We start from the raw sequence: 11,688 nt of genomic DNA on the forward strand, positions 1-11,688 counted from the left end.
GGGAGGACATCACCTCTGTCATGCGCAGCGGTCAGGGTTTCCCAGACTGAAGAATCCCGCGTTGTCCATCCCCCCTAACCCCCCTTTGAAAGGGGGGAATAGAAGGGCAACGTCGGGAGTATGTCAAATACTAAATAACACCGATGCTACCGGATTTGATATAATTTCTGGATGAGAATTGATTTGATTTTTAATTTTCACCAGATGTCTAATAGCTTGATATAATTTAGCGATCGCCCTCCTCCTAATATGGGAAAGTAGCGATCGCTTTTAGTGTATAGCATTCAGCACTCAGCATTCAACATAAGGCTGAAAAATACTCCCCTACTCCCCTACTCACGATAAGTCTGAAGTTGATATCCTAAAGCATTCTCGACTCTTTCATATTCTGCCTTAACCTGAGATAAAATTACATCTGCTCCTTTTGTAGTTCCCCCACGTCCAATATATTCTAATTCCTTGCAAAACTCAGATAACTTTATGGCACCGACAGAAGCACTACTAGACTTCATGGTATGAGCAGATTTTTGTAGCAATTCGGCCTGATCTTTTTCAATTGCTTGACTAATGTCATCTAAAAGTGTGGGTGTATCTTTGACATAGCAATCAATTATTTCCACCACCATTTCGGAATCGTCTCCTGCTATTTCCTTCAACTCTTGCAATACTGCTATATCGATCGCTGCTTCTAATTTTGCTACATCTGCCTTTTGCTGTTTTACTATTTCTCCTTGTTGGAGACCACATTTACTTAAAGCTGTACTCAATGCTTCTCGGCGAACTGGTTTACTAACATAGTCATCCATACCAGCACTTAGACATCTTTCACGGTCGCCTCGCATAGCATTAGCAGTCATGGCAATAATACGGGGGCGTTTCTCTTTTTCCCATTCTGAACAGATTTGACGTGTAGCAGTTAAACCATCCATTTCTGGCATTTGTACATCCATCAGCACCACATCATAAGACTGACGACATAAAGCTGCTAATACCTCTAAACCATTTGCTGCAATATCAGCTCGATATCCTAGATTTTTCAGAATATTAATTGCTACTTTTTGGTTAACGACATTATCCTCAGCTAAGAGAATTTTCAAAGGTAATGTTTTTGCTAGCTTGACATTTGATTCTGTTTTGAATTTTTGCGTACTATCAACTGTATTTCCTTTAAATATTCCTACTAATACTTTCTCAAGTTGAGATTGTTTAATTGGTTTATTTAGATAAGTAATAGCATTGATATTAGTTTTGGTATTTAATGATTCTTGAGCTAAAGAACTCAGAAAAACTATGGGTAACTCCTGACAACTGGGAAGTTTGCGGATTTCCCTAGTTAGAGTTATGCCATCTATTCCAGGCATTTGTAAATCTAAAATAGCAACATCAAATTTCTCCCCTGATTCTAGTAGATTTATCGCTTCAGACCCACTACTTACAACTTGGGAAATCATCCCCAAGAATTTTGATTGCAGTGTCAGCACTTGCCTATTCGTAGCATTGTTATCAACGATTAACAAACGTTTATTTTGTAATAATTTCTCAGTTCCATTGTTTTGCTCAAGATATGAACTACCAGGAACAGCGGGAGATACTATCGTAAAGAAAAAAGTGGAACCAACATCTGGTTCACTTTCTACCCACATTGTTCCTCCCATAATTTCAGTTAATCGCTTGCTGATAGCTAATCCCAATCCGGTGCCACCGTAGTTACGAGTTGTAGAAGCATCAACTTGACTAAAAGGCTTAAATAGACGATTCCTGCGATCGTCTGGAATCCCAATACCAGTGTCTTTGACTGCGAATTGTATTTTGTAGAAAACCGGGTTGGGAGTATTTTGAGTATATTTTGTTTGATCAGGAATGGAGTAATACCCATTTTCAGAAAAGTTGAAGTCTGGGTTTTGAGGTGAGGCGGTAACTGAGATAACGACTTCCCCACTTTGTGTAAACTTAACCCCATTACTAAGAAGATTAACTAATATTTGGCGTAAGCGAGTTATATCTCCGACTATAACTTCAGGAGTTTGTGGATCTATTAGATAAGCTAGCTCTAACTTTTTCTCTGTTGATCTTGGCGCTAACAAATCTAGACATTCTTCTATGCAGGTTCGGAGATTAAAAGGTTGTTCCTCTAAGTCTAATTTGCCAGACTCAATTTTAGAAAAGTCAAGAATATCATTAATTAAGATCAACAAAGAATCCCCACTGTTGCGGATAATTTCTACAAAATCTTGCTGTTTTGGGTTGAGTGGTGTATCTAAGAGTAAACCTGTCATCCCAATGACTGCATTCATGGGGGTACGAATTTCGTGACTCATTGTTGCCAAGAATTCACTCTTAGATCGGTTGGCAATTTCTGCTTCTTCTTTAGCAATTCTCAATTCATCTTCTGCTTGTTTCTTTTCTGTAATATCTGTTATTGTACCCACAAAGCGATAGGGGTGATTTTGCTCATCGCGAATACATTTACCTTTAGCAAATATCCATATATAATGTCCATTCCGATGTTTCATCCTATGGGTATGCTCATAACGATTTGTTTTTCCTTCTAAGTGTACTTCTACGGTTTTAATTGCCACATCTAGATCGTCTGGATGTAAATTATCTAACCAAGTAGAAAAGATATTAGGAAGTGGGTTGTGTTCATAACCAAGAATTCTCATCCATGTGGGTGAGTAATCAACTTCATTTGTTTCTATATTCCAATCCCAGATGCCATCGTTTGTACCTGATACAGCAAGTTCATAGCGCTCTTCCCGTAGACTCAAAATCGATTCTATCCGACGACGCTCGATAATTTCTGCACTTAAAGCTTCATTTTTTTTGTTGAGTTCCTCAGTTCTTTCTGCAACTCGTTTTTCTAAGCTAGCATTTGTGTGCTTGATTTCTATAAATTTTTCCTGTAGTGCTGCTACCATTAACTGAAAGTTGGCAGTGAGGGTATTAATCTCTGAAATTCTACTCTTGGGCAAATCTATAGGAGCTGATTCAGACAGAAGTTTTTGAGGTAAATCTGTAGTTAGTTGCGCTAGTGTTAACATCGGCGCTACTAATCTTTTACTAACCCAAACTGATATAATTAGTCCTAAGATTGCAACGATTTGCATTGTAGCTAGATTTTTGATGTAGCTCTTATCTAAATACTCAATATAGGGTGCTGTTGCTTGCTTGATATATAAACACCAGGAAATATCCGGACTAACCTTGACTTTGACTCCATAGAATGATTGTTGCCAGCGTTTCATTTCTGCCATTCTTGCTGTTTTTGGTTGCCACTTAAAAATATCTCCATTGTAGTAGACATTTCCTGTTGCCAGTAAGTCTAATTTTTTTTGAGTAGTCACTACTGAATCACTGTCCGCAATTATATAGTCGTCACCATCCACAAGTATTGCTTCTATTCCTTCTGTTCCATTTACTTCGGTATTTAGTTTCAGAAATTTACTAACTTGACTTAAGTCTAGGGAACCATAAGCAATTCCCTCAAACTGATTATTTTTGACTACTGGTATGGCGATATCAATATGGGGGATCATAGAAATAGAGCTTCTATGAACATCTGTAATTTCTGGTTCTAGTTTTTTTGCTATCTCCCTCAGATTATACTCATCGGATATGTTTAAGTTAAACATTGATTCTCCAGTTTCATTAAATTCTGGTTGAGCAGCAATTATGTTACCACTAGCATCAGTCACATAAATTTTCATAAAAGAGGGAAATGTTTTTTGGATTACTGATATACTTTGTTGTAAAGTTGCTCTTTCCTGAGCGGGTGCTTGAGTTCCTATTTTTGCTAATTCTGTTATAGCATTGAGATGTTGTTCATACCAATATTTTAAATTATTTGCTAGAGGTGGTTTTGCCGCCATTAGTTCTTTTCGAATGTCATTTTCAATAGTATCCAGTATATGTTGACCATTAAATATGGTAAGTGTTAAAGCTGGAAATAAAATAAATGCCATCAACAAATTCAAGATAGTTTGTTGAAAGGAAGAGCGTTTTTTTTCTCTGGGAAAACCAGCTAATTTATGTATTGGTAAATAAGTAATAATTAAGTTAGCAACTAAGGCATTAAAGAATCCATTAACTGATTGTTTCAACATAATTAACAGAGTTTGTGTTGTACTAACATCCAACACAAATCCATAAAACAATATCACTAAAGGCATCCCCAGCAAAATCCAGTAGATTCCATCCAGCAAGACCATATTTTTATAACCTTGCCTATTTAACATTACTCCAACAAACATTGCTTCTAGAGTAAAAATAATAATTGCGTATGGATGATTCCATAAAAAGTATGTATGGATACTGGCAATCAAGGCGGCTATTGTGCCCCATTTAGTTCCATAGAGATAAACTACTATTAAACTGGCTATACTACCAAAAAGAAAATCCACCCCAAAAAACAAATGTATTTTAAAGAAGTTACCTAAGTAACCTAATATAATTAACAATATCGGTCCCAATATAAATTTGGGATTAGTAATTTTTGGTGATTTGTTTTTTTTATGGAAAAAATTCATGTTTTTCACCTGTTGTTTTTAACTAGCTATCAGTAGGGGCGAATGGCCATTCGCCCCTACTGGATTAACATCCCCTGCAAGTCGAAGCGCCAGATTGTTTAGGAGGTGTTAAAACCTCCATCTTTACGCTAAAAAAATAACTTGATTGATGCTTGAAGAAGAAGTGCTGACGACTTCTTTAAGATATAAAAAATCATCTTAATAAAAATCAATTATTATTAATTTTAATCAATAATAATCATCAACCATGTAAAAGCCTAGATATAAACATTATATTATATTTAATCTATATTAATCTGTTAAATTAGTAATAATACCAATTTCATAAATGTTTGCTACAAATAGCTAGGAGATTTTTTAGGAGTCGTAGGGGCGATTTCGTTCCGAATGCTGTCGCAAACACGCAATTAGGAGCATGAAAAACGGAAATCGCCCGTACAGGAATAGTATTGGAATAGCTTCAATACCATTTCTTAGTTTATAATTTATCGAATTCGTCAAAGGGACATCTTCTGTAAAATATGCGCGATCGCTCCTATTATTTGTAACATTCTTTTTTTTACATTTGGTATTAGCTATTAATTTATTGCTCGATCAGCAGGAATTAGTATTAAGAGATTTCAGGAGAATAGGACTTACGCAAAGAAACCGGGTTTTTAGGATAAATCGTTATTTTTAGCAATAAATATTGGGGGAAAAAACCCGGTTTCTCGGATTGCCTGGGTAAGTCTTAGAGAATTAAAAGTATTGGAAAAAAACTGACCTCGATCGCGAGAAGTGTATATTCATTATTTATGAAATAGCTAAAATGGGTAATGCTATAATAATTAAAAATAACTAATATATAAGAGGTTAAATAATGATGATTGAATGGTTAATTACTTGGGGGGGTAGTGAAGCAGTTAAATTTATTGCTCAGGAAGTTATTGGAGAATTAGCTAAGGGTACTGCTGAAGACTACGTTAAAGATTTTTTTAAACAGGGTATTTCTGATGCTATTGGTGGGATAAAAAATGGCAAACTTTTACAAAAAGCTACGGCACAAGCAATTAAATATTTTTTAGATTTGATACAGCAAGAGTTAGAAGATGCTGAATTGAGTGAAGGTGAGTTAAAGGCATATACTAAACCTTTAAAACAGTTTATTAAAAATCCGTCGGTTTTGGAGGTTTTGGTTAGTGCTTTTGATAATAATCTCAAAATTTTAGATACTAAGATATTAGCTACTATTGGGAATGAAATTAATCCACCTTTGCCAGATGAATTTAACTGGGATTTTGTTGCCGAGCAATATCGGAGAAGGGTGAAAAAGATTATTCGGGAGTCGGATGAATTACGGGAAATATTAGATTCTGAAAATCTGGATAAACTGGCAAATAAAAATTCTGAAATTAGACCAGATTTTGACTTAGAAAAATATCAAGAGGGAATCCTAGAACAATATGGAAATCTCAAATTAGAAAGTTTAGATACAAGTGGTTATGCCTATAATCAATTGACATTATGGCGAATGTTTATTCCTCAAAATGTGCGGGAATCTCAAGAATTTCTGCCTCAAATACACGAAATTCCTAAAGAATATCGGCAGCGATTAAAGGATACTGGGCAGTTTGGAGAGGATTTTTCTCAAGAACAATTGGATAGTCTGCGCCGGAGATATTTAGATCGGCCTATTCGCTCGGTTTTGGAATTAGTTGAAGATAGAAATTATCAATATTTAGTAATTCTGGGAGACCCCGGTTCTGGTAAGTCTACTTTATTACAATATATCGCTTTGCAATGGGCAGAATTACCTCTAAAAGATTTGCCTTTAGAGCCAATTCCTTTATTAATTGAACTGCGGACTTATGTGCGGAACCATGATGCGAATAAATGCCAAGATTTTTTGGATTTTCTGGAAAAAGGTAGTGGCATAACTTGTCAATTACCTCAACAGGAACTCCATGCCAAATTACAAAATGGTGATGCTATTGTGATGTTTGATGGATTGGATGAAGTTTTCGATCCGGCTAAACGAGAGGAAATAATTACTAATATTCATCGGTTTACAAATGTCTATAAAAAGGTGCGAGTTATTGTTACTTCGCGGGTGATTGGTTATAAACCACAAAAACTCCGAGATGCTCAATTTGATCATTTTATGTTGCAGGATTTGCAAGAGGAACAAGTTGAGGATTTTATTCAACGTTGGCACGATTTAACTTATCAAGATGAGGGGGAAAGGGAGCGAAAAAGGGAACGATTGAAACGGGCGATTAAGGATTCTTCAGCTATTAAAGAATTGGCAGGAAATCCCCTTTTGTTAACTATGATGGCTATCTTGAATCGTCATCAAGAATTGCCGAGAGATAGAGCGGAACTTTATAATCAAGCTTCGCGGGTTTTATTACATCAATGGGATATGGAAAGAGCATTAATTAATGCGAAGATTGACCCGATAACTATTGACTATAAAGATAAGCAGGCAATTTTGCGTCGAGTTGCTCATTTTATGCAGGGGAATATTGCGGGTTTAGCTGGTAATTTGATTTTGGGAGATGATTTAGAAAGGATTATTTCGGAGTATCTAAAAAGTGTGGATATTAATGATGCAAGAGGTGTGGCTAGGGCGTTAATAGAACAGTTGCGGACTCGGAACTTTGCTTTGTGTTTTGTTGGGGCTGAATATTATGCTTTTGTGCATCGAACTTTTTTGGAATATTTCTGTGCTTGGAGTTTTGTTTGGCAGTTTAAGGAAACACAAAGTATTGAAATAAATGATTTGAAAAATGATGTTTTTGGTAAGCATTGGCGGGATGAAAAATGGCATGAAGTTTTGCGGTTAATTACAGGGATGATTGATGCTAAGTTTGTGGGAGAAATTATTAGTTATTTGATGGAACAAGATGGGGAAGAGGAAAAGTTTGTGAATTTGTTTTTAGCAGGCAAGTGTTTGTTTGAAGTTAGGAGTCGTCATGATATTAGTTGGGAAAAAAGTTTTGTGACTTGGATTAATGGTTATTTGAAATGGCGTGTCCAAGATTTATATTCCTTAACTTTAGCACAACCATTAACGGTTGATTTAACTCCAGAAGCTCATCAATATGCAGGAAAATTTGCACGAGGACAAGCAACTCTAGAAAAAGGAAAACAAGTCTATCTAAATACTCTTGCTGTTGCGACAGTGGAAACTTATCTAAAATCGAGAAGTATTCAAACAGCTATCGATAAAAGTGATTCTTGGAACCGTGATCTCAGAGAAATATTTAATGTTGCCGACCTAGTTTTGCCAAATATAGGCAAATTAGAATGTCGTCCAGTATTGCCTGGGGAAAAAGAGTTCTATTTACCTCCAGAAGTTACTGAAAATAGAATTGCTTATCTCGCAGTTCAATTTGAGGAAAATTTAAACCAAGTACAACTATTAGGATTTGTTTCTGGAAGAAAAATTAACCAATTTCAAGAATCTATTTCACTCACAGAAATGGATTCTTTAGACGTATTAATTCAGGAAATTGATTGGTGCAGAAAACTTGTCAAATTACGGCAGTGGTTTGATGGAATTTTCCAGACAGGATGGCAACCTTCAGAATTATTACCACATACTAATTTTAGAAGTTCAAGAACAGCTACTTCTGAACCTGAAGTACGAACTATTAGTGGTGGAAAAATTATTAATTGGGGTAGTGGAGCAAATCAAACAGTATTAGTGGTAAAAGTGACAGATAAATTTGAGGAGGAAGAGGAGAAAATAGATATTTGTATGCGGCTTTACTCTGTTGATGAAATTCCCCATTTACCTGCTGGTTTACAAATACAAATATTGGATGAGTCTGGTAATTCTTGTACGAGAGAAGAAGCGGGGGAAGAAGATGATTGGATACAATTAGAAATTGGCTGTGAACCTCAAGAACAATTTACTTTAGAAATGAGTTTAGGTGAGGAAGTAATTAGAGATAATTTTGTGTTATAATAAACCAAATAAAATACCAGTATGACTATTATTAAGATTAAAATAATCGAAGCTCAAGACCATGGGTTTCATGTTACTCTCACTGCTAACGATGGCAAATTTGATTCTATGGATGGTTTTTTATCACCATTACCATTAGAATTAGAATTATCCTGGGATAATTGGCAGTTGGCTCATCACGAGTTGGAAGAAACTCGTAAAATCGCTACTCGAATTCGTGTAAAACCAACTACTTCTTACTCCAGCTCAGAACAAAAAAGACGGATAAAAACTTATATTAATCAATGGCTAGATTCTAATGAGCCTCGATGGCAACCAATCCGAGAAGAATTAATTTATGTGTTTGGTTTATTGAAAAATTCTGGCTCAGAAATTCGTGTATTTCTAGATGTCAAAAATCCTAAACTTCGACGACTACCTTGGCAAGAATGGAGTTTATTAACATCTCGGTTTCCTCAAGCAGAAATTGCAATAAGAGCTAGAGGTAAAGGTGAATTAAAACCTTACCCTAGCTGTAGCAAGATTCGAGTGCTTTTCGTAGTTGGAAAAAGTGCGGGAATTAATACAAATCTAGATATAGAAATAGTGCAAAAATTACAGGAAAAAGGAGCCGAAGTTATTTGTTTAAAACAGCCCAGTCGAGAAAAATTTGCTAATACGTTAAGAGAAGAATTAGGTTTCCATATTTTTATTTTTTCTGGTCATAGTTGCAGCGAAGCAGATGGTACAATTGGCTGGATTTCTCTCAACGACTCTGATGAATTAAGTATTGACGAGTTTAATAATTCTCTGAGATATGTAATAGATAGAGGATTACAATTAGCCATATTTAATTCCTGTGATGGTTTAGGATTAGCTAGTCAATTAGCTCAGTTAAGTTTGCCTCGTAGTATTGTGATGCGAGAACCAGTACCTGATGAAGTAGCAGCCAGATTTTTAGAATATTTTCTGGCAGAATTTACTAAAAATAAATCTTTATTTAGTTCTGTTCATACTGCTAGAGAACGTCTCGAATATTTTGAGGGCATATATCCAGGAGTAATGTGGTTGCCAACAATATGTATTCAAGAGTCAGCATTAAATAAATCTTTAACTTGGCAAGAACTAACTGATAGTTTAATCCCAAATCCTCAAACTTCTCGTTCGTTGCTGAAGAAAAAAACTTCTTTATATTTATTAGGGGCTATAAGTTTATTGGTAGTTGCTGGAGTAATTGGGTTGCTAATTAACAAAGTAAAACCACTAGAAGAAGTGGGAAATAGATTATTACAACCTTGCCAAGAACAACCAATTCAGTCTATACCTCCAGAAGAAAATAAGACCCCAGCTAGATGTTTTGCTTATATTTCTGAGGTTCCTAATGGTAATTGGCTACATGGAGGTAGCACAACTTGGGCGCCAATTCGTGGTAAAGTTAATCCAAAAATTCAAGAGATTTTTCCAGGATTTAAGTTGAATTACAAACAACATCCTAGCTTACCACCAGGTTCGGGAACTGGGATTCAAATGTTATTAAATGGTCAAATTTCTTTTGCCGAATCTTCACGACCTCTGACAGATAATGAGTTGCAGAGAGCAAGAAATAGAGGGTTTCAACTGCAGCAAGTTCCTGTTGCTATTGATGGGATTGCTATTGTGGTTAATCACGAACTTGATGTGGCAGGTTTAACTTTAAAACAACTTCAGGATATCTATACTGGTAAGATTAAAAATTGGAGTGAAATAGGAGGGGCTAATATTGAAATTTTTCCCTATTCTCGTCCTCTTGATAGTGGTACAACTCCTTTATTTCAAGAAAATATTTTAAACAATAAAAATTTTGGTGAAAATGTGTTTTTTATTCCTACAACTACTCAAGCTTTGCGAGAGGTAACGACAAATAAAGGTGGAATTTATTTTGATACAGCTTCAACAGTTATTCCTCAGTGTAGTGTGAAAGCTTTACCAATTTCTAATGTTGCTCCTTACAAAGGTGAGTTTGTACCACCAGAAAATTGTTCAGAACAACTTCGTAATGAGCCGAATTTAGAAGTATTTGAAAATGGAACATATCCTATCACGAGACGGTTATTTGTAATTGTGAAAAAAGATGGTTCCTTTGATGAGAAAGCTGGAAAAGCTTATGCAAACTTATTGTTGACAGATGAAGGGCAAAAGTTAATTGAAGAGGCAGGATATAGTCCGATCCGTTCTCCCAGAACTGATGAATAATAGAATAAAGCTTGATGTCTAAAAATAACAAAAACATTCACTCTGCTACCGAACCCGCAAAATGTCGAGAGATGGAGCAGAAATACGGCTGGAAACTTATCGAAGTCCGCCCAACTAAAGACAAAATTCTCAAAGTCGATTGCGTCTTTGAGGGAAAACAAACAACTTTTGAGGATAACCGCTATGACAACAGAAACCTGGATAGTTTATAAAACAGAGGGCATGAGCGATCGTGGATGGGAAGAACGAATGCTGATGCCTCGCCAAAGTCTGACGGATATTTTAGAGGAAAACTGGAGCGCTGAAGAAAATCCGACTATTCCCCAAATAGGCGATCGTACCCGTGCCTATAAAACTGACGCTCAAGATGCTATTACTCATGCGAGGGAAGGAGATTGGGTAGTGACTCGCGTCGAAAGGTTTGCCAGTTTCGACACGGATAAGCGCATCGTCGTCTGTTATTGCAAGTACGATCCGATCGCTCCGCAGTGGGAAAAAATTCCACGGGGCGCTACCGCCAACGAATTATTGGATGCCGTGGAAATTTAACTTTGTGGTTTTGAGGGCGCGAGTTCTGGCGGTGACAAGCACTCCGACTATTGCAAGACAGAGCAGAAAATGACTCATGTAAACAACTGCGGGAATGGGCAAAAAAGAAATTGCAGCGATTAGAAAATAGCTAGTGTGAGCATCTTGCTCAGGAACATCAAAAAATTTTCTTGCTCACGAACATCAACAGGACTTACGCAGAACCACCATATCTACACCATATAGTAGAGGGCGAATGCCATTCGCCCCTACATAAGGTGTATAATTTGGTATTTTGCGTAAGTCCTGATCAAAAAAACATTTTCCTCACGAACATCAACAAACGTTTTTGTAGGGACGTTCCATGGAACATCCCTACAATTCCCTACCCCCTAATTTAAAAATTAAAAATCTAATCATATCCCCCAAATCATAAAAAACTTTTGACAGGCAGATATATAAAAAGGAAAG

4 protein-coding genes are annotated in these 11,688 nt (G+C 36.3%); 3 read left to right on the plus strand and 1 reads right to left on the minus strand.

Features of this window, described 5'->3' with window-relative positions; translation table 11 throughout:
* Nucleotides 1–332 precede the first annotated feature (332 nt).
* The gene (locus F6K40_RS34715) at nt 333–4,526 is read right to left on the minus strand and encodes a response regulator (protein WP_293143043.1); all 4,194 of its coding nucleotides are present in this window, start codon (nt 4,524–4,526) and stop codon (nt 333–335) included.
* Nucleotides 4,527–5,385: 859 nt separating this feature from the next.
* Between F6K40_RS34715 and F6K40_RS34720 the strand changes: the two genes are divergently transcribed.
* From F6K40_RS34720 to F6K40_RS34730, 3 genes are all read left to right on the plus strand, one after another.
* Nucleotides 5,386–8,478, plus strand: coding sequence for a DUF1822 family protein (locus F6K40_RS34720; RefSeq protein WP_293143046.1), 3,093 nt, complete (start codon nt 5,386–5,388; stop codon nt 8,476–8,478).
* Nucleotides 8,479–8,499: 21 nt separating this feature from the next.
* Entirely contained in the window at nt 8,500–10,689 is a 2,190-nt protein-coding gene (locus tag F6K40_RS34725; protein ID WP_293143048.1) for a substrate-binding domain-containing protein, read from the plus strand.
* 183 nt (nt 10,690–10,872) lie between these two features.
* On the plus strand, nt 10,873–11,238 hold the full coding sequence (locus tag F6K40_RS34730; RefSeq protein ID WP_293143051.1) for a hypothetical protein: 366 nt from the start codon (nt 10,873–10,875) through the stop codon (nt 11,236–11,238).
* The last annotated feature ends 450 nt before the right edge of the window (nt 11,239–11,688 follow it).

It is taken from the genome of Okeania sp. SIO3I5 (assembly GCF_010672085.1).
Taxonomy (GTDB): Bacteria; Cyanobacteriota; Cyanobacteriia; order Cyanobacteriales; family Microcoleaceae; genus Trichodesmium.

Coding starts and splice junctions, on each gene's coding strand:
- F6K40_RS34715 (WP_293143043.1), bottom strand. CDS start 4,526: ATGAATTTTTTCCATAAAAAAAACAAATCACCAAAAATTACTAATCCC.
- F6K40_RS34720 (WP_293143046.1), top strand. CDS start 5,386: ATGATGATTGAATGGTTAATTACTTGGGGGGGTAGTGAAGCAGTTAAA.
- F6K40_RS34725 (WP_293143048.1), top strand. CDS start 8,500: ATGACTATTATTAAGATTAAAATAATCGAAGCTCAAGACCATGGGTTT.
- F6K40_RS34730 (WP_293143051.1), top strand. CDS start 10,873: ATGACAACAGAAACCTGGATAGTTTATAAAACAGAGGGCATGAGCGAT.